Below are 22893 nucleotides of genomic sequence, written 5' to 3' on the forward strand. Positions count from 1 at the left end.
CGGGGGTGTGCGCGCCCCCGGACCGCTCCGGTCACCCGACTTTCGCGTCCCAGTCGATCCGGTGGTCGAACTGCCATGCCGTCTTCTCCGGCTTGGCCAGTTTCATCAGGCCCGGCATCAGCAGGTCGCGGATCACCCGGCCCACCGGGCCCGCCGACTTGTCGCTGTTCGTGCGGGCGCCCAGCTTGATGATCCGCTCGACGCGCGGGCGGCGCAGTCGCTCGTACGCATCGAAGGCCGGCCCGTACGGCAAGTCCCGCAGGCAGCGCGCCAGTTCCACCGCGCTCTCGGTGGCGATGGACGCGCCCTGGCCCGAGCTGGACGAGGCCGCGTGGGCCGCGTCGCCGATCAGGGTCATCCGGCCGCGGGACCAGGTGGGCAGTGAGGGCGGCATGTTCTCGACCGGGCCGGTGATCAGCAGGTCGTCGGCGGGAGTGCGGGCGATCATGTCGGGCGCCGGCGTGCGGTCGTCGGCGAAGAGCGTACGCAGCCTGCGCAGCCACTCCTCCGCGCCGATCGCCTGCGCCTCGGCCAGGGTCATCGGCTCGCGGCGCGGGACGTTGGCGAACCAGACGGCGGAGGAGTCGTCGAACACCTGGTAGCCGAAGAAGGCGTGCTTGCCGAAGCACATGGACATCACACCGTCCGTCGTCGGCAGCCCGGTGTCGTGCATCCGGGCGCCGAAGGAGACCAGGCCCGCGTAGTGCGGGGAAGGGGCCGCCGGGTCGATGAGGGTGCGGACCGTGGAGCGGATGCCGTCGGCGCCGATGAGGATGTCGGCGGCCGCCTCCGTACCGTCGGCGAACCGTGCGGTGATCGAGGAGTCGGTCTCGGCGGCGTCCACCAGGCGTTTGCCGTGGACGATGCGGAGGGAGCGGCGGGCGGCCTCCGCGTAGATCTCGCGGTAGAGGTCCGCGCGCCAGACGAACCGCATCGGGGGCAGCCGGTCGGGCGGGGCGAACCGGGCGAGCTCTCTGCCGTTCCAGCTGCGCAGCGCCATGGAGGTGACCGGGATGCCGATGGTGCGTACGAGGTCGCCCGCGCCGATCGTGTCGAGGGCGAACTGGCCGTTGGGGGCGATGCTCATGCCGCCGCCCACGGTGTCCGCCGTCGAGTCGTAGGCCTCGTACACGGTCGCCTCGATGCCGGCCTTCTGCAGCGCCATCGCGGCGACGGGGCCCGCGATGCCGCCGCCGATGACGACGGCCGTGCGGGTGGGTCGGGTGTTGGTGGTCATGACCGGTGCCCCCTGGTCGGGTCGTCGATCGTCGGGACGCAGCCGAAGCGGTGGACGCGGCGCAGGTCCTGGACGTACGCGCGGGAGAACATCGCCGAAAGGAGCGCGATGCCGCCGCGGTGGACACGGATCTCGCTGTTCGTGGCGGAGCCGGAGAGGCGGATGCGGCGGCCGGCCTTGTCGCCGGTGGAGCTCGCCGCGGAGTCCTTGATCCGTCCCCGGTCGGTCCAGCTCAGGTCCCAGTGGTCGATCGCGGTGTCGTCGGCGACGAGCAGCTTGACCATGGCCCGGTCGAGGTCCAGGTGGATCTCGATGTCGTCGGGGAGGTCGGGGGAGCGGAGGTCGAGAACGGTCGCGCCGCTGCGGGCCTTGATCTCGAAGTGGCCGGCGTCGGTCCAGTTGCCGAGGTGCTTGATGGAGGTGTGGTCGCTGTGGATGCGCTCTGTGGAGGTCATGGATAAATAGTTGCACTGAAACTAGTTGCTCGTCAACTAGTTTGGGTGAGGCTAGTATCGATCGCATGAACGCGACCCCGCCCCGCAGCTCACCGCTCGCCCTCACCGTCCTGGCCCTGCTGCACTACAAGCCGCTGCACCCGTACGGAATCCAGCGGCTGATCAAGGACTGGGGCAAGGAGCAGGTCGTCAATGTGAGCCAGCGCGCGAGCCTCTACCGGACCATCGAGCGGCTGAACGGCGCCGGGCTCATCGCCGTCAAGGAGACCGGGCGCGACCAGCAGTACCCCGAGCGCACCGTGTACGAGGTGACGGACGCGGGACGCGACACCGCGCGCGTCTGGCTGGAGGAGATGCTGGGGGCGCCGAAGGCGGAGTTCCCGGAGTTCCCGGCCGCCCTGTCCAATCTGCTGCTGCTCTCGCCCGAGGAGATGGCGGACGTGCTGGAGCGGCGGGCGGCCGCGCTCGCGGACAAGCTCGACGCGCTGGAGAGCGCCCTGGTCAAGGAGAAGGAGCAGGGCCTGCCGCGCGTCACGCGGCTGGAGACGGAGTATCTGCGGGCCGTGACGGACGCGGAGCTGGAGTGGGTGCGCGCGGTGGTCAAGGACCTGCGTGCGGGCAAGCTCGCATGGACGAAGGAGGGCCTGGACGCCTTCGCGGACGGGGTCGCCGAACAGCAGTGAGCCCGCCCCGGCGTGGTGCCTGGACGGGCTTCGGGCTTGCGGGCTGCGGGCTGCCGGCGCGGTGGCCGGTCTTCCGGTGGCCGCCGATCAGCGGGTCGCGCGCCACTCCTCGACCATGGCGTCCACGTCGAAGCGCTTGAGGCGCAGAGGCGGTCCGGGCGGCGGGAAGCGGGTCGCCGCGTCGATCCTGACGTTCACCTCGGTGAGGATCCGCCGCACCTGGCCTTCCGACCGCGCCTCCGCGACCGCCTCCACCGCGTCCTCGGCCTCCTTGCGCAGGGCCAGCGCCGGCGGCAGCACGGCGACGCCCTCGCGGTGCATCTTGCCCTTGATCCACCAGAGTTCGTCGTACGGAGCCTTCTCGTCCGGAAGCGGCTTCCCGAAGCCGGGCAGGTCCTTGAAGTCGCCGCGGTCCGACGCGTCCCTGATCTGCTTGTCGATCCAGGACTCGAAGTTGACGCCCGGGGGCTTGCGGTCGGTCACCTGGAGGTCCTCCCGTCGGGATGGATGGGGCAGCCGCCGGACACCCTCTGACCGCGGCCGCCCCCTCACCGTACCTCCGTGCGAATCACCCGGTCCTGATCAGCAGTTGCCGGGCGCCGCACGGCCCGCGAACCGGTCCGCCAGCCAGTTCGCGCCCGGCAGCGCCCCCACCGTCACCCCGCCGATGTGCCCGAGCAGGGGATACGACTTCCACTGCACGCGCGCGCCCTTCGCGCACCAGTCGGCGCGCAGCTGCTCGCCCACCTTGTACGGAATGAGCTCGTCGACCCCGCCGTGGTAGAGGTAGACGGGCGCGTCAGGGGCCTTCGTCCCCAGGCGCGAGGAGTTCAGCCGCGCCTGCCAGTCCGGTTGGTCCAGGGGGTTGTTCACCGTCACGTCGGAGATGTGCTGGAAGAGCCCGGCCACCGCGCCCTCCGCGACGCAGTTCTTCTTCATGTACTCGACGTAGCCGCGCCCCTTGGCGTTGAGGTACGTGTCCAGGTGGAGTTCGGGGAAGGCCGCGTTCTGGCCGGTCGCCGCCATCAGGACCAGACCCGCCCCGATCCCGCCGTCGTTGTACGCGGCCACCTTCAGCAGGTCGGCCGGCACACCGCCGGTGACCGTGCCCGCGACCTTCAGCTCGGGGGCGTACGTGTCGTGCAGTTCGGCGGCCCAGCTGCTCGCCTGCCCGCCCTGCGAGTACCCCATGATCCCGACCGGGGAGTCGGCGCCCACCCCCGCGATGCCCAGGCGCTGCGCGGCCCGTGCCGCGTCCAGCATCGCCTGGCCCTCGGAGCGGCCGACGGCGTACGTGTGGTCGCCGGGGGTGCCGAGCCCCTCGTAGTCGGTGACGGCGACGGCCCAGCCCTTCTGGACGACCTGGTTGATGAGCGTGGCCTCGACGGCCGTGCCGGTGGGGAAGTTGGCGCTCGGCGCGCACCGGTCGCCCAGGCCGACGGTTCCGACGGCGTACGTGACGACCGGCCGCGTTCCCTTCTTCCCGTCGTCGGGGACGATGACCGTCCCGGAGACGACATTCGGGGCGCCCGTCGCGCTCGTCGAGCGGTAAGTGATGTGCCAGGCCGAGGTGTTGGTGGGCTGCAGCGGCAGCGGATGGAAGGCGGTCGGCGCGACGGAGACGATGTCCCCTGGTGCGCCTGTCTCGCTCGAAGCCGAGGCGGTCGCCGAGGCGGTCGCCGAGGCGGTCGCGGGGGCGATCCCCGCCACGGTGAGCGCGGCCACGACGGCGAGCGCTCCGATACGTACGTGCATGCGGCTCTCCCAACGGTCCAGTGGTACTGGGTTCGTTGAGGAGAACGTAGTGACCGGCCGGTAGGTATCGCGCTGACCGCGCGGCTCACCTTTACTGACGCGATGTCTCATGGGAGCTGACGCGGTACGCCCCCGGAGTCGTCCCCGTCCACCGCCGGAACGCCCGGTGGAACGAGGTGTCCTCGGAGAACCCCAGCCGCGCCGCCAGCTCCGCGATCGGCTCCTGCCCCTCCGCGAGACCCGCGATCGCGGCATCGCGCCGCACGGTGTCCTTGAGCTGCTGGTACGAGGTCGCCTCCCGCGCGAGCCGCCGCCGCAGCGTCGCAGGACTGAGCGCGAGCCGGGCCGCCACCTCGCCCAGGCCCGGCAGCCTGGGGGACTCGCGCAGGGCACGCGCCAGGGTGCGCTGGACCTGCTCGGCGACGGTCGTCCCGTACGCGCGCCGGCTCAGCAGCTCGAAGGGGGAGCGGCGCAGCATGACGTCGAGCGCGGGCTCGTCGCGTACGAGAGGAGCGCTCAGCCAGTGCGCGGCGAAGGCGGCGGTGGTGCGGTCCTCGCCGAAGCGGACCGGGCAGCCGAACAGCTCCTCGTACTCGTCGCCGTGCGGGGGCGGCGGATAGCCGAAGCCGGCCCCGGCGAGCGGGATGCGGCGGCCGACCAGCCAGCTGCAGAGCCGGTGCCAGATGATGACGAGGCACTCGGTGAGGAAGCGGTCCTCGTCGCGGCCGAGGTCGTTCCGTACGGTGAACACGGCTGTCCCGTCCGGCTGTTGGTGCAGCGAAAGTTCCGGACCGCCGGGAAAGAGACCGTAATAGGTGATTCCGCGGGCCACGGCCGTGCCCAGGTCGCGGCAGCCGAGCGTGGCGTAACACATCATCGCGAAGGTGCCGGGCCTGCTGACCGTGGCGCCGAGCCCCAGGAACTCGTCCTGCGTCGCCCGGTACAGCGCCCTGAAGAGCCGGGCGAACTGTACGGAGGTGACCCGTGCGCGGTCGTCGCCGAGCAGCAGCGGCGGGATCCGCGCCTCCTGCAGGAGCGGCACGGTGTCGAGGCCGCGGCGTTCGGCGCCGCCGAGCACGGCCCGTACGTGGTGCACGGTGATCGTCCGCCTGTCCATGGCCGTCGACGGTAGCGAGGATTGCGCGCAGAGGTCAGCCCGGCTGACGTTTCCGGTCATTCCCGCAGGCGGCCCGCCGTCCCTACCGTCGGGTGCATGACCCCGACCGAGAGCCGCTCCGGCGAGAGCCGACGTCCGAAGACCCTGGCCGTGTTCACCGAGTGGACGGGGGAACGGTACGGAGGCATCCCGGCCCTCAGCGGCGGCACAGGCGGCACGTTCCGGATGTCGTACACCGAACTGCGCGACGAGGTACGGGAGATCGGCCGCAGGCTGGTCTCCCTGGGCGTCGCCCCCGGCGACCGTATCGGCATCCTCTCCGAGACGCGCCCCGAGTGGACGCTCACGCACTTCGCGGCCTTCGCCGCGGGCGCGGTCGTCGTCCCCGTCTATCCGACGGCGGGCGAGGAGGAGGTCGTCTGGGTGCTCGGGGACTCCGGTGCGGTGGCGGTGATCTGCGAGGACGGGGCGCAGGCGGCGCGCGTGGAGGCCGTACGCGACCGACTGCCCGCCCTGCGCGACGTCCTCCTGCTGACCGAACTCCCCCTGCTCCCCGCCCCGGTGGACCTCCCCGAGCTTCTTGGCCGCGCCGCGGCGGTCAAACCCGGTGACCTGTGCTCGATCGTGTACACCTCGGGCACCACGGGCCCGCCCAAGGGCTGCCGCCTCACCCACGCCAACCTCGGTGCGGTCCTGGAAGCCAACCTGGACGTCGTCGACGGCGGCCCGGGCGACTGCACCTACCTCTACCTGCCCCTCGCCCATCTCCTCGCCCAGCTCATCGAGTTCACCACGCTCATGTACGGCGGCGAGCTCGCGATCTTCGGCGGCCGTATCGAGGACGTGGTGCAGGAGCTGGCCGAGGTGAAGCCGACCCATCTGCCGTCCGTGCCCCGCCTCTTCGAGAAGATCCATTCGGTGGTCCGGTCCCTGGCGGAGGCCCAGGAGGGCGGCGGCGCCCGCTTCGACGAGGCCGTGCGCGTCGGCATCCTGGCCGCGGACGGCGCCCTTCCGCCCGAACTGGCGGAGGATCACGCGGTATACGACCAGACCCTCTATTCCCCGGTCCGCGCGGCCTTCGGCGGCCGGCTCCGCTCGGCGGTGACCGGGGCCGCGCCCATCGCGCCCGCGACCATGGACTTCCTGCGGGCGTGCGGGATCCCGGTGTACGAGGGGTACGGCATGACGGAGTCGGGCGGCGTCATCGCCCTCAACCACCCCTCGGCGAACCGCCCCGGCACGGTGGGCCGCGCCATTGCCGGCTGCGAGATCACGATCGCCGCCGACGAGGAGGTGCTGGCCCGGGGCCCGATGGTCTTCCCCGGCTACCACGCCAACTCCGAGGCCACGGCGGCGGCGCTGGACGAGGACGGCTGGCTGCACACGGGTGACCTGGGTGCGCTGGACGCCGACGGCTACCTGACGATCACGGGCCGCAAGAAGGACCTGATCATCACGTCCGCGGGCAAGAACCTCTCCCCGTCCCAGGTGGAGCTGGCGATCGCCCGTTCCCCGTACGTCGCGCACGCGGTGATGATCGGCGACCACCGCCCGTACCCGGTCGCGCTGATCACGGTGGACGTGGAGGCGGTGGCGGGCCGGGACGACGTACGACAACGGGTCCAGGAGGCGGTGGACGCGGCGAACGAGACGGTCTCGCGGCCGGCACGGATCAGGGCGTTCGCGATCCTGGAGGAGGACTTCACGGTCGGGACCGGGGTCCTCACTCCGACGCTGAAGGTGCGGAGGGGGAGGGTGCAGGAACGCTACGCGAAGGAGATCGAGGAGCTGTACGGGGCCGGCCCCGAGCCCCGGTGAGCGGGGGCCGGGGCACGACCCCGCCCGCACAAAGGCAGGAGCCCCGCAACGTACGGACAAGTCCGCACAGAGCAGGGCTCCTTGGGTGGTGCTATCCCGACCGCGATCCGATCGGCCCGGGCAACTAGGCCGGGGTGACGTTCTCCGCCTGCGGACCCTTCGGGCCCTGCGTGACGTCGAAGTTCACGACCTGGTTCTCCTCAAGCGAGCGGAAACCAGACGCGTTGATCGCGGAGTAGTGGACGAAGACATCCGGGCCGCCGCCGTCCTGGGCGATGAAGCCGAAGCCCTTTTCAGCGTTGAACCACTTCACGGTTCCGGTAGCCATAAGCCCTCCTTGGGCCACTGGGTTGCCCTGCTCCAGAACCTGCTAAGAAGTCTGAAAACTACAAAAGCCTGCGGGTTACATGCTCCGCAGGCTCTGTACTGCAAGGGAAACCAAACTGCAACTTGCGGCGAGACTAGCACGCAGAATCGGGGCTGCGGAAGAGGGAAAGATCACTCACCGCAGATGTTTGCCCAACCCTTGGCGACGGCCCTGAAGAGCGATCCGAGGAGCGCTCCGAGGCCCCCAGAGAGGCCCGCCAGGCCCCTCCCCGCACGGCAGGTCTAGTCTCGCGATGTGGACATTTCTCGCAGCCGGCCCCGCGTCGGACACATCCAGTTCCTGAACTGTCTGCCCCTGTACTGGGGGCTGGCCCGGACCGGGACCCTGCTCGATCTCGAGTTGAGCAAGGACAGTCCCGAGAAGCTCAGCGAGCAGCTGATCCGCGGTGATCTCGACATCGGCCCGGTCACGCTCGTGGAGTTCCTGAAGAACGCCGACGACCTGGTCGCCTTCCCCGACATCGCGGTCGGCTGCGACGGCTCCGTGATGTCCTGCGAGATCGTCTCCCAGGTCCCGCTGGAGCAGCTCGACGGGGCGCGGGTGGCGCTCGGCTCGTCCTCCCGTACGTCGGTGCGCCTGGCCCAGCTCCTCCTGGAGGAGCAGTACGGCGTGCGGCCCGACTACTACCAGTGCCAGCCCGACCTCGCGCTGATGATGCGCGAGGCGGAGGCCGGCGTCGTCATCGGCGATGTGGGCCTGCGCGCGTACCTCCGCGATCTGCCCAGCCCCGAGCTGGCCGTCCACGACCTCGGCCGGATGTGGAAGGACCACACGGGGCTGCCGTTCGTCTTCGCCGTCTGGGCGGTCCGCAAGGACTACCTGGCGCGCGAGCCGGAGATGGTGCGCGAGGTGCACCGGGCGTTCCTGGCCTCGCGTGACCTCTCCCTCGAAGAGGTGGGAAAGGTCGCCGAGCAGGCGGCGCGCTGGGAGTCGTTCGACGCGGCCACGCTGGAGCGTTACTTCACGACGCTCGACTTCCGCTTCGGTCCCGAACAGATCGCGGGCGTACGGGAGTTCGCACGCAGGGTCGGTCCGACGACCGGATTCCCGGCCGATGTGAACGTGGAACTGCTCACCCCCTGAACGCGGTCTACGCTCCTGGAGCAGGAGAGTGGGACTGCCGAGGGGGACGAGGCACAGCATGCAGCCGCTCGAAGCGGGCGAACCAGGGACCATCGGCGCGTACCGGCTGCTGGGACGGCTGGGTGCGGGCGGGATGGGACGCGTCTATCTGGGGCGCAGCGCGGGCGGCCGTACGGTCGCGGTGAAGGTCGTCCATCCGCATTACGCGCTGGACGAGGAGTTCCGGGCCCGTTTCCGGCGCGAGGTGGAGGCGGCCCGCAGGGTCGGGGGAGCGTGGACGGCCCCTGTGCTTGATGCGGACCCGGAGGCTCCTGTTCCGTGGGTGGCGACGGGGTACGTGGCGGGCCCGCCGCTCTCCCAGGCGGTCGCGGGCCACGGGCCGTTGCCCGAGCATGCGGTACGCACGCTGGGCGCGGGTCTGGCGGAGGCGCTCGCCGCCGTCCACCATCTCGGACTCGTACACCGTGATGTGAAGCCGTCCAACGTGCTGCTGACCGTGGACGGCCCCCGGCTGATCGACTTCGGCATCGCCCGCGCCACCGACGGCACCGCCTCGCTCACCTCGACGGGCGTCTCGATCGGTTCGCCCGGCTACATGTCGCCGGAGCAGATCCTCGGCAAGGGCGTCACGGGTGCGGCGGACATCTTCTCGCTGGGTGCGGTCCTCGCGTACGCGGCCACGGGCGCACCGCCCTTCCCCGGGGACTCCTCGGCCTCCCTCCTCTACAAGGTGGTGCACGAGCAGCCCGAACTGGACGGTGTTCCGGAGGGGTTGAGGGATCTGGTCGCCTCCTGTCTGGCGAAGGACCCGGCCGGGCGGCCCTCGCCCCGCGAGGTCGCCGAGCGGCTGGCGCCGGAGGGGGCGGCGGCGCTGGTCGCGGCCGGCTGGCTGCCGGCGGCGCTGGTCGAGGAGGTGAGCCGTACGGCGGTACGGCTCCTGGACCTGGAGCCGGCCGCGGAGCATCCCCAGGATTCGGGGCCGATCCCCTTCACCAGCGCGGCGGTCGCCGGCTCCTTCGGGCCGCCCGACCCGTCCTTCGCCGCCGCTGCCGTCGCCGATGCGGTGCCCACGCCGCCCCCGGGCCGGCTCTCCGTCTCGGTCACCGCGGCCGCGCAGCCCGAGGGGAGCCGTGGCCGCAGGGTCAGCTGTACGGTCGCGCTGGCCGTCGCGGGCGCGCTGGCGGCGGTGTCGGTGGGCGGGACTGTGCTCTACAACGGGCTGCGGGACCAGGGCGGTTCGCACGGGGACGACACGGCGGCCAACCCGCCCGGCACGGGATCGACCCCCGGCCCGGCGTCGTCCGCGTCACCCACCTCGACACCGTCAGGAACGCCGTCCGGAACGTCGTCGCAGGCCCCCGGACCCGGATCGGTACCGGCCGCGTACACCGGCAACTGGCAGGGTCAGGTCACGGTCAGCGTCCTGGGTAAACCGCTTCCTGCGGGCACGCTCACGGTCGTGCTCAAGGCGGGCAGGACCGGCGAGGAGATCGGCACGGCCAGCCAGGTGGACGCGCTGGGCACCTCGGTCTGTGTGGACGCTCTCGTACTGAAGAAGGTGAGCGGCGGCGAGCTGGTCGCCGACGGCACCGCCCGCAACAAGCCGGGCGACGCGGACAAGTGCACGTCGGGTACGCATCCGGTCCGGCTCAAGCTCACCGGCGGCAAGCTCACGTACACCTCGGCCAACCCCGAGGGCGGCAACCCTTACGGCACGCTGGCCCGCCAGGACGGCTGACCGCCGGCGGCCTCAGCCCTCGGCGCGCTTGACCTCGGCGTCGTGATGCCGCAGCGCCGTGATGGCCGTACCGGTGGCGAGGAGCGCGGCGCCCGCGGCGGACAGCGGCACGGACAGGACCAGGGCGGTGACGGGGCCCGTCCAGTCGCGGTCGGCCTCGCAGTGCATGGCGCGGTCGTGGTCGTCGTCGTCACCGATGTAGACGTCCCTACGCTCGGAGAAGGCAGGCGCCGAACAGTCCACCTTCCAGGTGGTAGAGGTGAACGGCGCGAACATCTGCCAGGCGGCGTAGATCCAGATCACCCCGGCGACACAGAGCAGTCCGGTGCCCCAGCCCCTGAGCCGCTGGGACTTGGCCAGGAAGTTCTGCTCGACAGCCAAGGGATGCACGGAAACTCCTTGTAACGGGGGCGAGTTGACGCGCAGACCCTACCCAGGCTGTCCGGGCAGCGTGCCCACGGGGACCTCGGCGTCGCGCGCCTTGTCGCCCACGGTCAGCTGGTCGCCGTAGCCGGCCTCGGTCCATATGAACTTCTTGAACTGCTCAGGTGTCAGCACGCCCCACCACGGGGCGGCGGCGGGGCAGAACACCGACTCGCAGCCGTAGCAGTAGTGCGCGGGCCGCCACAGCCAGTCGGCCCGGGCCTGGCCCGCCTGCTCGGCGGCCATTTCGCGGCGGTCGCCGCGGATCACCACGACCGTCCCGATCGCGAGCACGATCGCCAGGGCCACGCCGCCGAGGACGTACAGCGGCTTCTCCTGCTGGACACCCGTGTACGCGAGGCCGACGCCGAGCCCGGTCAGGACCAGCCCCTCCAGACCGTGGATGAAGCCGTCGCCGGACTTGTCCGGGCCCTTCGCCAGCCGGGTCAGCAGGTTCTTACGCGCGGCTCCTTTGCCGGTCCTCGCCGCCTCGACCGTACGGACTTCGGAGCTTCCGCAGCGCGGGCAGCGGACATCAACGTGGCTGTGCGCACTCTCGGTTGACATCTGGGCAACGTTACGGGAAGGCATCCCTGTGGCGCCCCCTGCATCGACAGCCCCGGCATTCTCCTACTGTGTCCACGACCACGCCCGACATCACACCCGAAGGACTGCCCGCTATGGACGAGTTGCAGCCGGATGATCCCCAGACGCTCGGTTCCTACCGGATGTTGAGCGTCCTGGGAGCGGGCGGCATGGGCAAGGTCTATCTGGCGCGCTCGCCCGGCGGACGTACGGTCGCGGTGAAGGTCGTACGCCCCGAACTCGCCGCCGACCAGGACTTCCGGCAGAGATTCCGGCACGAGGTCGAGATAGCCAGGGCCGTCTCGGGCCGCTACACCGCGCCCGTCGTGGACGCCGATCCCGAGGCGCCGCTGCCCTGGCTGGCGACCGCGTACGTCCTGGGCCCCGACCTCACGGACGTGGTGACCGCCCACGGCGCGCTGCCCGAGCACACGGTGCGGGCGCTGGGCGCGGGTCTCGCCGCGGCCCTCCAGGAGATCCACGCGGCGGGCCTCATCCACCGCGACCTCAAGCCGTCCAACGTCCTGCTGGCCGCCGACGGCCCGCGCGTCATCGACTTCGGCATCGCGCGGGCGGTGGACGGAAGTCGTATGACCCAGACGGGAGTTGTGGTCGGTTCACCCGGCTACATGCCGCCCGAGCAGGCGCTCGGCCAGGACGTCGGGGTCGCGGGCGACATCTTCTCCTTCGGCGCGGTCCTCGCCTTCGCCGCCACAGGACGCAATGTCTTCGGCGAGGGCATGGCCCCTGCCGCGATGCTCTACCAGGTGGTCCACGCGGAGCCCGACCTCACCGGCACCCCGCCGATGCTGACCGGCCTGATCCGCGCCTGCCTCGCGAAGGACCCGGCCGCCCGCCCGTCCCCCGCGGAGATCATCAACTCCCTTGCCCCCGGCGGCACGGGACAGGTCCTTGCGGACTGGCTGCCCTCCTCGGTCTCCTCGACGATCGCCACGCACGCCTCGCGCATCCTGGACCTGGAGACCCCGGCGGCCGGGAACACCCCGATCCCCGTACCGGGCCCCGGCCAGGGCTTCGGCCCCGCACCCGCGATGCAGACGGTCCTCGACAACCCGGGCGCGACCGCACCCCAGCCGCAGGCTCCGTCCCGCCGCCGCTTCATCGGCATCGCGGCGGGCGGCGTGGCCGGTGTGGCCGTCGTCGGAGCGGGCGCGGTGTGGGCGGTGAACCGCAATGACGGCAAGAAGGGCGACGACGCCAAGGACAACACGACGGACGGCAAGAAGAAGAAGGCGACGGAGCAGCCCGAGCCCGAGGTCTTCAAGACCCCGCCGAACGGTGTCGCCCCCCAGCCGCTCTGGCACAAGACCCCCGGTCACGACAACCTCAACTTCATGGTCCCGCCGCTCGTCATCGGCACCACGGTCGTCATCAGCGGCGAGGAGATGCAGGGCTACGACGTCGTGCACGGCGCCCGCAAGTGGAAGACGAAGGAGATCCAGCCGACCTCCAGCGCGGGGAAGATCGTCGCGTCCGGCGGGATGTTCTTCGTCGGCAGCGGTGACTACGACGGCGCGCTCGTCGGCTTCGACGCGCAGACCGGCAAAGAGGCCTGGCGCACCCGGCTGGGCGGCAAGCTGACCGCCAAGCCCCCCATCGGCGCCGACGACCGGCAGATCTACGGCATCGCCGAGGTCGACGACCCCGACATCCAGAAGAACGTCACCGCGATCTACGCCGTGAACATCAAGACCCGCAAGGTCGCCTGGCAGGAGACGCGCGACGACGGCACCGAGGACTACGGCTTCGACCTGACGGTCGTCCCCGGCCACCTCGTCTACACCGACGGCCGCAAGAACCTGACCGTCCGCTCCTCCGCCACCGGCAAGCAGCTGTGGAGCAAGAAGGCCGGCGACAGTTCGGTCGCGGAGAAGGTCGCCGTGCACGGCAACACCGTGATCGTCTGCGGCAAGGCGATGCGCGGCTTCGACCTCAGGAACGGCAAGCTCCTGTGGACCCTGTCGCCCAACGGCCGCCGCGGTTTCCAGCCGGCGTTCGTCTTCGACGGCGTCGCGTACGCCTTCGACTACGACAGCGGGGTCTGGGCGGTCAACCCGAAGAACGGCTCGAAGATCTGGATGAGCGACGACCTGGAGAAGAAGCCCTTCTCCTCGTGCCTGGCGAAGGTGGGCGGCAACCTCTACGCGGGATCGTTCTTCGAATCCGGCGGCGTGTACGCGATCGACGCCCGCACCGGCGCCCTGCGGTGGACGTACAACGACGGCCGCAGCGACGAGGACGGCTTCCGGGTGGCGGCCGCGGGCAACCGCCTGCTGGTGGCCCACGCCAATGAGCTGTACGCGGTCCCGGCCGTGTAGAAGGCCTGGCGTAGGCTGGATCGGACGCTGTACGAACCTGTTGAACCCCTGCTGAACCCTTGGGAAGGACCCACCCCGGTGACCGAGAAGGCCGACCTCCAGTCCGTCCTTGACCGTGCCGCCGCAGGCGGGCGCATCACCCCCGAGGAGGCGCTCGACCTGTACCGCGACGCGCCCCTGCACGCGCTGGGCTCGGCGGCCGATGCCGTACGCCGCCGCCGGTACGCCGGGACCGAGCACATCGCGACGTACATCATCGAGCGCAACATCAACTACACGAACGTCTGCGTGACGGCGTGCAAGTTCTGTGCGTTCTACGCGGCCCCCAAGGACACCGACAAGGGCTGGACGCGTGACCTGGACGACATCCTGCGCCGGTGCGCGGAGACGGTCGAGCTGGGCGGGACGCAGATCATGTTCCAGGGCGGACACCACCCGGACTACGGCGTCGAGTACTACGAGAAGCACTTCGCGGCGATCAAGGCCGCGTACCCGCAGCTGGTGATCCACTCGCTGGGCGCGAGCGAGGTCGAGCACATGGCGCGGATCTCCAAGGTGACGGTGGAGGAGGCCATCTCCCGCATCCACGCGGCAGGCCTCGACTCCTTCGCGGGCGCGGGCGCCGAGCTCCTGCCCGAGCGGCCGCGCAAGGCGATCGCCCCGCTGAAGGAGTCCGGCGAGCGCTGGCTGGAGATCATGGAGGCGGCGCACGGCCTGGGCGTCGAATCGACGTCGACCATGCTCATGGGCACGGGTGAGACGAACGCCGAGCGCATCGAGCACCTGCGGATGATCCGTGACGTACAGGACCGGACGGGCGGCTTCCGGGCCTTCATCCCGTACACGTACCAGGCCGAGAACAACCACCTCAAGGGCCGTACGCAGGCGACGATCTTCGAGTACCTGCGCATGATCGCGATCGCGAGGCTCTTCCTCGACAACATCGCGCACATCCAGGGCTCCTGGCTGACGACGGGCAAGGAGGCCGGCCAGCTCTCCCTGCACTACGGCGCGGACGACCTCGGCTCGATCATGCTGGAGGAGAACGTCGTCTCCGCGGCGGGCGCCAAGCACCGCTCCAACCGCATGGAGATCATCGACCTGATCCGCAAGGCGGGCCGGGTGCCGGCGCAGCGCGCGACGACGTACGAGCACCTCGCCGTGCACACCGACCCGGCGAACGACCCGGTCGACGACCGCGTGGTCTCGCACATCTCCTCGACGGCGATCGAGGGCGGCACGGCGCACCCCGAGCTGAAGCTCATCTCCACCAACTAAGGCTGCTGTGCTCACACTTCACACCGCCGAGGCCTCTCCGGAGGCCTCGGTCCTGGTCGACGGGGCGACGATCGCCGCGCTCGGCACGTACGAGGACCTGGCCGCTGCACACCCTGACGCACGGGTGCGCCGGTGGCCGGGGATCTTGGTCCCTGGCCTTCTGAACCCGTACGGGCTCGAAATCCTCGAAGGCACCTACCACCCGGATCCGCGCGAGGCGGACGAGTTCGGCACGGTGCCGCTGGGGGGCGAGCGCGCGCGGGAGATCTTCCGCGCGGACCCGTCCCGACTGGGCGCGAGCGCCCGCCGGGGCATCCAGCGGCTGCTCGCCCACGGCACGGTCGCGGTGGCCGGGGAGCTCCGGGCCCGCCCGGTGGTGGACGCGGTACGCAGAGCGGGCCTGGGCATCGCCCGCCGCCCCGAACGCCTGACCCCGCCGGTCTCCTTCTCCCCGTCGCCACTGATCCTGCTGCCGGCACTGGCGGCGGACGGCCCGGCCCGCTTCGCGGTCTTCGACGTGGCGGACCGCGCGGGGCTGGTGGAGCAGGGTGCGGGCACATGCGTGGCGACGGTGATCGGCGGACGCCTGGTGTACCGGCGGGTGTGACGGGGGTCCTTCCCCAGCCCCGCTCGCCTGAGCCCGTGTCGCGAACATCCCGCGCGTGCGAGCCCAGTCCAGCAAGATCAAGCCCGTCCGGCGTTTGAGGACGAGCGGCCGGAGGCCGCGATCGGGGGGCGCAGGGGGCGAAGCCCCCGCACACCGGGGCCCGGGGGGGGTCCGGGGCTCCGCCCCGGTTTCGGGAAGGGGCGGGGTAGGGGACAGGCCCCGCGCAGCGGCCCCCCGCCGGGGCTCGGAGCCCGTACGACACAATGGTCAAGTGACCCGCGCATCTCTGGACAAGCAGCCGCACGAAGTCGCCTCGATGTTCGACGACGTGGCGGCGAACTACGACCTCACCAACGACGTGCTCTCCCTCGGCCAGGACCGCGTCTGGCGCAAAGCGGTGGCCAAGGCCGTCGACGCGCGCCCGGCGCAGAAGATCCTCGATCTCGCCGCCGGGACCGCCACCTCCTCGATGCCCTTCGCGCAGGCCGGCGCGTACGTCGTCCCCTGCGACTTCTCCATCGGCATGCTCAAGGTCGGCAAGGAGCGCACCCCCTGGCTCCCGATGACGGCCGGCGACGCGACGAAGCTCCCCTTCCGCGACAACGTCTTCGACGCCGTCACGATCTCCTTCGGCCTGCGCAACGTCCAGGACACGGACGCCGGGCTCCGCGAGCTGTACCGGGTGACGAAGCCCGGCGGACGCGTCGTGATCTGCGAGTTCTCGCAGCCGGTCTGGAAGCCGTTCCGCACGGTCTACACCGAGTACCTGATGCGCGCGCTGCCCCCGGTGGCCACCGCCGTGTCGTCCAACCCGGACGCGTACGTCTACCTCGCCGAGTCCATCCGCGCCTGGCCCGACCAGCCGGCCCTCGCAGCGAAGCTGCAGCAGGCAGGCTGGTCGAACGTGGCCTGGCGCAACCTCACAGGCGGGATCGTCGCACTGCACCGAGGGACCAAAGCGGCCTGAACCTAAAGCCGCAGGACATACCGGTACCCCCGCGTCTGCGACCTGGGCACGACAAACGTCTCCGCACGTTCCATGCCCAGCCGCCGCGTCACCGCGATGGACCGCTCGTTCCGGGCGTTGACCATCGCGTGTACGACACCGACCCCCGCCCCCCGCACCCGCTCCAGCGTGGTGCGGGCGGCGGCGGTCACGTACCCCTTCCCCCAGTACGCGCGCCCCAGCCGCCACCCGATCTCGATCTCGCCCACCGGGCCGAACTCCGGGTCGGCCCACGGCTGCGCGCCGGTGAAGCCCATCACCTCGCCCTCCGGGTCGAGCATCGTCCAGAAGCAGAAGCCGTGTTCGGCGTCATGTCTCCGCTGCCGGGCGGTCAGCTCCTCGTACACGGAGAGCTCCGTACCCTTCCCGCCGTGGAACTCCATCACCTCCGGATCATTGAAGACCCGGTGCCAGGCGTAGGCGTCTTCCTCGGTCGGCACACGCAGCGAAACGACGGGGTCGGTCACTTGGCACTCACCCTTCGGATTTCCGATCACGGCACCCCCATAGACTGCCCATGACCGGTGCCGATCGGCACGCGATTTCGAGTCTTCGGGAGACCCCGCCGTGACCGAGCCCCTCTCCGGACACAGCGCAGATGTGATCGTCGTCGGGGCAGGCCCAGCCGGCTCCACCACCGCGTACTACCTCGCCAAGGCCGGTCTGGACGTTCTCCTCCTGGAGAAGACCGCCTTCCCGCGCGAGAAGGTCTGCGGCGACGGCCTCACCCCGCGCGCCACCAAGCAGCTCGTCTCGATGGGGATCGACATCTCCGAGGAAGCGGGCTGGCTGCGCAACAAGGGCCTGCGCATCATCGGCGGCGGTGTGCGCCTCCAGCTGGACTGGCCGGAACTCGCCTCGTTCCCGGACTACGGACTCGTCCGCAAGCGCGACGACTTCGATGAGCAACTGGCGCGCCAGGCGCAGAAGGCGGGCGCCCGTCTCCACGAGCGCTGCAACGTCGGCGCCCCGATCATCGACGACCGCACGGGCCGCATCACCGGCGTGAACGCCAAGCTCGGCGAGGAGAAGACCCCGGTCACCTTCCACGCGCCGCTCGTGGTCGCCGCAGACGGCAACTCCACGCGCCTGTCGGTCGCGATGGGGCTGCACCGCCGCGAGGACCGCCCGATGGGCGTCGCGGTCCGTACGTACTTCACCTCGCCCCGCCACGACGACGACTACCTGGAGTCCTGGCTGGAGCTGTGGGACCGGCGCGGAGCGCAGGACCGGCTGCTCCCCGGCTACGGCTGGATCTTCGGCATGGGCGACGGCACGTCGAACGTGGGCCTGGGCATCCTCAACTCCTCAAAGGCGTTCAAGGAGCTGGACTGGCGCGAGGTGCTGAAGGCGTGGTGCGCCTCGATGCCGGAGGACTGGGGTTACGTACCCGAGAACATGACGATGCCGATCCGCGGCGCCGCGCTCCCGATGGCCTTCAACCGCCAACCCCACTACACCAAGGGGCTGTTGCTGGTCGGAGACGCGGGCGGCCTGGTCAACCCCTTCAACGGGGAAGGCATCGCGTACGCCATGGAGTCCGGCCAGATCGCGGCCGACGTCATCGTCCAGGCACACGCCCGCGCGACGGACGCCCAGCGTGAACTGGCCCTGCAGAACTACCCGAAGGTCCTCAAGGAGACCTACGGCGGGTACTACACGCTGGGCCGCGCCTTCGTGAAGCTGATCGGCAACCCGAAGGTCATGAAGATCGCGGCACAGCGCGGTCTGACCCACCCGGTGCTGATGAAGTTCACGCTGAAGATGCTGGCGAACCTCACGGATCCGACGGGCGGCGACGCGGCGGACCGGATCATCAACGGGCTGTCGAAGGTGGCCCCGAAGGCCTGAGGCCCGGGGTGGCTGCGCCACGAGGTGCAGCCACCACCGTGCCGGGCCTCAGCTCACCGCCTGCTTCACCAGCGCACCGATCCGCTCCTCGACCTCGGCCGTCACCTCGGTCAGCGCGAAACCCGCCGCCCACATGGGGCCTTCGTCCAGCTTGGCCTGGTCGCTGAAGCCGAGCGTGGCGTAGCGGGCCTTGAACTTCTCCGCGCTCTGGAAGAAGCAGACGATCTTGCCGTCCAGCGCGTAGGCGGGCATGCCGTACCAGAGCTTGGGCGCGAGGACCGGGGCGGTGGCCGTCACGACGGCGTGGATGCGCTCGGCCATGATCCGGTCCGAGTCCTGCATCTCGGCGATCTTCGCGAGCACGTCCTGCGCCGCCTCCGCCGCCTTGTCCGCGGCCGAACTGCGGCGCGCCGCCTTCTTCATCTCCTGGGCGTGGTCCTTCATCGCGGCCCGCTCGTCGGCCGAGAATCCGTCGAACTTGGTGTTCGTCATGGCGATCTCCTTCGTAGTTGTCAGGTGTTCAGGTGGGGTGGAGGTGAGTCGTCAGACCAGCCACTGGCCGTCGCGCATCAGGTCGCGCCCCGCAATCTCGTCCGCCTCGCGCCAGGCCTGGATGCGGACCGGCGAGATCCGGAACCACCGGTACCGCCCGGTCGGCGTGCGCGGGTCGAATCCCGTACGGGCGGCGAACGTGTCGCCCTGCTCCTGGGACAGTGCGTCGATCTTCAGAACCTCGACGGTCCCCTCGATCATGGACACGTCGCGGCTGAGGCCCAGGGCCACCCGTGCGATCCCGGTGGCGGCGAGATTCCTGCCGGTCGGACTGTCGGCCGGGGTGGCCACCAGCAGCGTCTCGCCGTCCCAGTCGAAGGACAGCGGCACCAGATACGGTGCGCCGTCCGGCGAAGCGCTGGCCACCCAGACATCCACATCGTGGGCCAGCCGGTGCTCGGTGTCCTGGCGACGCCGGGGGCTTGTGCGCGGGGCCATTGGTCGCTCCTCAGGTCGTCGTCCCTCTCTGTGCCCACAGCTTCTCCCGTACGGGATACGGTCCGCTTCCGTGGTCACCACGGAGAGCACTACGGATAATGGCCCGGTGTCCACACCAGTGATCTCCGCGCGGGAAGCCGAAGTGCTCACGCTGCTCGGGCAGCACCTCAGCAACGCGGAGATCTCCGCACAGCTGTTCATCTCGGTGCGCACCGTCGAGTCCCATGTCTCCGCCCTGCTGCGCAAGTTGGGGGAGGCGGACCGGCGCGCGCTGTCCCGGCGTGCGGCCGAAGCGGTCCCCGATCAGTCAAGTGCGGTGGTTTCGCTGCCCACTTCGCTGACCGCGTTCGTCGGGCGGGTCGGTGAGCGCGCGGAGCTGGCCGATGCGGTGAAGGCGCGGCGCCTGGTGACCGCGGTGGGCCCTGGCGGGGTGGGAAAGACCCGGCTGGCACTGGCGGTTGCGGCGGATGCGGCGAGCGGGTTCGCCGACGGGGTGCGGTTCGTGGACCTGGCACCGGTCACCGATCCTGGGCGGGTGGGGGCGGCGGTCGCGGTGGCCGTGGGGGTGGGAGAGCAGCGGGGCAGCGGCATCGACGAGGCGGTGTTCGCCACCCTGGCGGACCGCCGGACGCTGCTGGTCCTGGACAACTGCGAGCACGTGCGCGACGGTGTGGCGCCTTTCCTGGAACGGCTGTTGGTGGCCTGCCCGCAGGTCCAGGTGCTCGCGACCAGCCGGGCCCGGATGCTGGTCCCCTTCGAGTGGGTCTTCCAGGTTCCGCCGCTGTCCTTCGTGGGCGGGAGCGAATCGGAGGCCGTGGAGCTGTTCATGGAGCGGGCGTCGGCGGTCGGGCCGCTGCCCGCGCCGGGGACGTACGACAAGATCGCGGAGATCTGCGAGCGGGTCGACGGCATGGCGCTGGCGATCGAACTCGCGGCCGCGCGCTGGCCCACGCTGGGTCTGGACGGCCTCATGGCCGGCCTCTCGGACCAACTGCGGCTTCTCGCGGGCGGACCGCGCTCGCAGGACAGGCACCGGTCGGTGCGGGCGGTCCTCGAGTGGAGCCATGACCTGCTGGAGGCGGACGACCGGGCGCTGCTGCACCGTATATCGGTGTTCGCCGTGCCGTTCACCGCCGAGGCGGCGACGGATGTGGCGGCTTTCGCCCCGCTGGATCCGACGTCGGTCGCCGACGGGCTCGGCAGGCTCGCCGAGCAGAGTCTGCTCACCGTGACACCGTCGGAGACCGGCACCCGCTATCAGGCGCTGGAGACGATCCGCCAGTACGGAACCGAGCAACTCGACGGCGCCCGCGAGCTGGTGGACACCAGAGCCCGCCACTTCGCCTGGTGTCTGGCCCAGGCCGCCACCCTCGCGGATACCCGACGCGCCGACTGGCGGGGGCGGTTCGACGCGGTCGCCGACGACTTGAGGTCCGCCCTCACCTGGGCCTCCGAGCAGCCGGAGCACCGCGAGGGCGCCCAGCGCCTCGCGCTGTCCCTGGCCGGGCTGGCCTTCAGCCGCAATCTGCTCGGTGAGTCCCAGGAGCGGTTCGAGCAGGCCGCGGCGCTCGCCACCGGTGCCGACAGGGCGGCGGCGCTGCGGGAGGCCGCCGCGGTGGCGGGCTGCCGCAGACTCGGCGACGACGCGTTCCGCCTGCACCGCGCGGCCGCGGAGGCCGCCCGCCAGGCCGGTGACGGCGTCGGTGCGGGCCGGGACCTGGCGGCCGGCGCCACCTTCGCGTACCGCTTCTCCAGCCAGTTCACGCTGATCCCCGCGGCGGACGAGGTGACCGGCATGCTCGATGCGGCGCGCGAAGCGGCCGGTACCGGCGGGCCCGCCGACGCCGCGGCGGTCGCCCTGGCGGAGGCGGCGGTGATCGCGGACGCGTACGGAGCGATCCAGGGCAACTCGTCCCACACCCTTCAGGAGACGCTCGGTTACGCGGAACGGGCCCTCGACCTCGCCCGGCGCACCGGCGACCCGGTGGCCGAATCCGCCGCTCTCGACGCGGTCTCCGGTGCCCGGTGCTGGGTCGGCGACCCCTTCGGTGCCTCGGCGGCCGCGCGGCAGCGGATGGACATCCTGCCTTCGGCACCCCGCACTCCTGCCGCCTCGCACGAGCGGATGGACGCTCTGTCCATGGCGGCCGGCAACGCCCTGGGCGTGGGCGACCTGCCGCAGGCCCGCCGGTGGGCCGGGCAACTGGCCGACCACCCGCTGCTGGTCGAGGTGGGGCACCACGCCATGCAGTGGCTCCTGGTCACGGACGCGTTCGCGGGCCGCGGCGACGACGTGCGCGCCGGCGGCGAGCGGTTCCTCGACGCGTGGAAGCACAGCGGCAGGCAGCGGCTGACCTCGCTCGGTCCTGCCGCCGCTTCGGTCGCGATGATCCACGGACTGCGCGGCGACCAGGACGCCCGTACGCAGTGGCTCACGGTCGTCGACGAGGTGGTGGGCGACGCGGGGGAGTACCGCCATGGCTACGGCGTTGTCTTCGACGCCATGGTCCTGCTCCACCACGGGGACCCGGAGGCGGCGCTGGCGCGGGTCGCACCGGAACCGGGCGAGGTGTGGAGGTGGGTCTCCTGGGTCTGGCTGCACTGGTACGCGGCGCTCCGGGCGGAAGCCTCCGTGCTCACTGGGCACCCGGATGCCCGGGACCGTGTCGAAGCGGCCCGCGAGCTGGTCGCGGGAAATCCGGTCGCCACCGCCCAACTGGCGCGCGCACAGGGCCTGCTGACGGGTGACGTGACGCAGCAGCTTGCCGCCGCGGCGGCCTTCGACGCGGCCGGCTGCCCGTATCAGTCGGCGCGCACTCTGCTGCTCGCGGGGGACGGCCACACCGCAGCGGGGACGGCGGCGCTCGCCGGCCTCGGGCTCGCCTTGTGATCCACGGGCCGGAATCCTCGTACGCCGGGCGGCTGGCCGCGTTCGGGGCCGTGGGGAAGCGGCTCGCGCTGGTGGACGACCGCCGGCTCGGCGCGATGGTGGACGCTGCGATTCCGCTGGGGGAGGGCATCGGCGGCAGGTCGGCGGAGCTGGAGGTCGAGGGGACGCGCGGCGCCTGGCGCGAGCTGGCCGTGCACACCATGACGACCGACTGGGTGCTCACGGACGCGTACGAGGGCTTCCCGCTGATGTACCACTGGCGCGTGCTGCCGGACACGCCGCCCGAGGGGTTCGTGGACGAACTGGGCGGCGTCGAGGGCGCGGGTCCGCCACTGGGAGGGCTCGGCGGCCGTACGCGAACGGCTGGAGGCCATCGGGCGGTCCTCGGCCGGTCCGGTGCTGTTCCTGGAGCACGTACCGCAGACGCTGGCCGCGTGGCTGGGCGACCGGTGGGACGGGGCCGTGGGCGAGGGTGGGGACTGTGCGCCCTATGAGTGGGCTGAGCGGGAGCTGATGCGCGGGGCGGCTTTCATGGCCTCGCGGGGGCCAGGACCGGTGCCGTCAGGGACGACTTCTTCTTCCGGCTGCTGACCGAGAGCAAGCGGACACCGTTCCCGGCGGCCGGGATCGAGCGGGAGCTGGACCGCCGC

21 protein-coding genes and 1 pseudogene are annotated in these 22893 nt (G+C 71.2%); 11 read left to right on the top strand and 11 right to left on the bottom strand.

Annotated elements, in window-relative coordinates:
- Positions 1-31: 31 nt before the first annotated feature.
- A complete protein-coding gene (locus tag AB0H78_RS33835; protein WP_363238591.1) occupies positions 32-1237 on the bottom strand; it encodes an NAD(P)/FAD-dependent oxidoreductase in 1206 nt (401 codons plus the stop codon).
- Positions 1234-1692 carry a hypothetical protein gene (locus tag AB0H78_RS33840; RefSeq protein WP_363238592.1) on the bottom strand — a complete coding sequence of 153 codons (459 nt, stop codon included), beginning with the start codon at positions 1690-1692 and terminating at the stop codon, positions 1234-1236. The genes AB0H78_RS33835 and AB0H78_RS33840 overlap by 4 nt, the downstream gene beginning before the upstream one ends.
- Positions 1693-1757: 65 nt before the next feature.
- On the opposite strand from AB0H78_RS33840, the gene AB0H78_RS33845 reads away from it, so the two are divergent.
- On the top strand, positions 1758-2375 hold the full coding sequence (locus AB0H78_RS33845; RefSeq protein ID WP_363238593.1) for a PadR family transcriptional regulator: 618 nt from the start codon (positions 1758-1760) through the stop codon (positions 2373-2375).
- 87 nt (positions 2376-2462) lie between these two features.
- Here AB0H78_RS33845 and AB0H78_RS33850 read toward each other — a convergent pair whose 3' ends face one another.
- From AB0H78_RS33850 to AB0H78_RS33860, 3 genes are all read right to left on the bottom strand, one after another.
- Positions 2463-2858, bottom strand: a complete 396-nt coding sequence (locus AB0H78_RS33850; protein ID WP_363238594.1) for a DUF1992 domain-containing protein — start codon at positions 2856-2858, stop codon at positions 2463-2465.
- 99 nt (positions 2859-2957) lie between these two features.
- A complete protein-coding gene (locus AB0H78_RS33855) occupies positions 2958-4130 on the bottom strand; it encodes a lipase family protein (protein WP_363238595.1) in 1173 nt (390 codons plus the stop codon).
- A gap of 91 nt (positions 4131-4221) precedes the next feature.
- Complete coding sequence (locus AB0H78_RS33860; RefSeq protein WP_363238596.1) at positions 4222-5247, bottom strand: AraC family transcriptional regulator; 1026 nt, start codon at positions 5245-5247, stop codon at positions 4222-4224.
- A gap of 96 nt (positions 5248-5343) precedes the next feature.
- On the opposite strand from AB0H78_RS33860, the gene AB0H78_RS33865 reads away from it, so the two are divergent.
- Positions 5344-7065 (top strand): AMP-dependent synthetase/ligase, encoded by a 1722-nt coding sequence (locus tag AB0H78_RS33865; protein ID WP_363238598.1) that lies wholly within the window; start codon positions 5344-5346, stop codon positions 7063-7065.
- 124 nt (positions 7066-7189) lie between these two features.
- Here AB0H78_RS33865 and AB0H78_RS33870 read toward each other — a convergent pair whose 3' ends face one another.
- Positions 7190-7393 (bottom strand): cold-shock protein, encoded by a 204-nt coding sequence (locus AB0H78_RS33870; RefSeq protein ID WP_003967102.1) that lies wholly within the window; start codon positions 7391-7393, stop codon positions 7190-7192.
- A 294-nt stretch (positions 7394-7687) separates the two neighbouring features.
- Between AB0H78_RS33870 and AB0H78_RS33875 the strand changes: the two genes are divergently transcribed.
- Entirely contained in the window at positions 7688-8536 is an 849-nt protein-coding gene (locus tag AB0H78_RS33875; RefSeq protein ID WP_363238599.1) for a menaquinone biosynthesis protein, read from the top strand.
- A 58-nt stretch (positions 8537-8594) separates the two neighbouring features.
- Complete coding sequence (locus AB0H78_RS33880) at positions 8595-10274, top strand: serine/threonine-protein kinase (protein WP_363238600.1); 1680 nt, start codon at positions 8595-8597, stop codon at positions 10272-10274.
- Between the two features lie 12 nt (positions 10275-10286).
- Here AB0H78_RS33880 and AB0H78_RS33885 read toward each other — a convergent pair whose 3' ends face one another.
- Positions 10287-10664: a hypothetical protein gene (locus tag AB0H78_RS33885; protein WP_363238601.1), complete on the bottom strand. Its 378-nt coding sequence runs from the start codon at positions 10662-10664 to the stop codon at positions 10287-10289.
- A 39-nt stretch (positions 10665-10703) separates the two neighbouring features.
- Positions 10704-11264, bottom strand: a complete 561-nt coding sequence (locus tag AB0H78_RS33890) for a hypothetical protein (RefSeq protein WP_363238602.1) — start codon at positions 11262-11264, stop codon at positions 10704-10706.
- 68 nt (positions 11265-11332) lie between these two features.
- Between AB0H78_RS33890 and AB0H78_RS33895 the strand changes: the two genes are divergently transcribed.
- The 4 genes from AB0H78_RS33895 to AB0H78_RS33910 all read left to right on the top strand — a co-directional run bounded on the left by AB0H78_RS33895 (position 11333) and on the right by AB0H78_RS33910 (position 16473).
- Positions 11333-13621: a PQQ-binding-like beta-propeller repeat protein gene (locus AB0H78_RS33895; RefSeq protein WP_363238603.1), complete on the top strand. Its 2289-nt coding sequence runs from the start codon at positions 11333-11335 to the stop codon at positions 13619-13621.
- 78 nt (positions 13622-13699) lie between these two features.
- On the top strand, positions 13700-14899 hold the full coding sequence (gene mqnC / locus AB0H78_RS33900; RefSeq protein ID WP_363238604.1) for a cyclic dehypoxanthinyl futalosine synthase: 1200 nt from the start codon (positions 13700-13702) through the stop codon (positions 14897-14899).
- Between the two features lie 7 nt (positions 14900-14906).
- Positions 14907-15506: a hypothetical protein gene (locus AB0H78_RS33905; protein WP_363238606.1), complete on the top strand. Its 600-nt coding sequence runs from the start codon at positions 14907-14909 to the stop codon at positions 15504-15506.
- Between the two features lie 271 nt (positions 15507-15777).
- Positions 15778-16473 carry a demethylmenaquinone methyltransferase gene (locus tag AB0H78_RS33910; RefSeq protein WP_363238607.1) on the top strand — a complete coding sequence of 232 codons (696 nt, stop codon included), beginning with the start codon at positions 15778-15780 and terminating at the stop codon, positions 16471-16473.
- A 2-nt stretch (positions 16474-16475) separates the two neighbouring features.
- On the opposite strand, the gene AB0H78_RS33915 is transcribed toward AB0H78_RS33910, so the two are convergent.
- Positions 16476-16979, bottom strand: a complete 504-nt coding sequence (locus AB0H78_RS33915; protein WP_363238608.1) for a GNAT family N-acetyltransferase — start codon at positions 16977-16979, stop codon at positions 16476-16478.
- Between the two features lie 100 nt (positions 16980-17079).
- On the opposite strand from AB0H78_RS33915, the gene AB0H78_RS33920 reads away from it, so the two are divergent.
- Positions 17080-18363: a geranylgeranyl reductase family protein gene (locus AB0H78_RS33920; protein WP_363238609.1), complete on the top strand. Its 1284-nt coding sequence runs from the start codon at positions 17080-17082 to the stop codon at positions 18361-18363.
- Positions 18364-18411: 48 nt separating this feature from the next.
- Here the strand turns inward: AB0H78_RS33920 and AB0H78_RS33925 are convergent, their stop codons facing one another.
- Complete coding sequence (locus AB0H78_RS33925; protein ID WP_363238610.1) at positions 18412-18855, bottom strand: DUF1801 domain-containing protein; 444 nt, start codon at positions 18853-18855, stop codon at positions 18412-18414.
- 51 nt (positions 18856-18906) lie between these two features.
- A complete protein-coding gene (locus AB0H78_RS33930; RefSeq protein ID WP_363238611.1) occupies positions 18907-19353 on the bottom strand; it encodes a pyridoxamine 5'-phosphate oxidase family protein in 447 nt (148 codons plus the stop codon).
- A gap of 106 nt (positions 19354-19459) precedes the next feature.
- Between AB0H78_RS33930 and AB0H78_RS33935 the strand changes: the two genes are divergently transcribed.
- Together AB0H78_RS33935 and AB0H78_RS33940 are read left to right on the top strand one after the other, a co-directional pair.
- Complete coding sequence (locus AB0H78_RS33935) at positions 19460-22243, top strand: LuxR C-terminal-related transcriptional regulator (protein WP_363238612.1); 2784 nt, start codon at positions 19460-19462, stop codon at positions 22241-22243.
- Positions 22243-22789, top strand: a pseudogene (locus AB0H78_RS33940) (protein kinase family protein); the annotation flags it as partial. The gene AB0H78_RS33935 and the pseudogene AB0H78_RS33940, both read left to right, overlap by 1 nt.
- Between the last annotated feature and the right edge of the window lie 104 nt (positions 22790-22893).

This window comes from Streptomyces sp. NPDC050738 (assembly GCF_040654175.1).
In the GTDB taxonomy this organism is placed as follows: Bacteria; Actinomycetota; Actinomycetes; order Streptomycetales; family Streptomycetaceae; genus Streptomyces.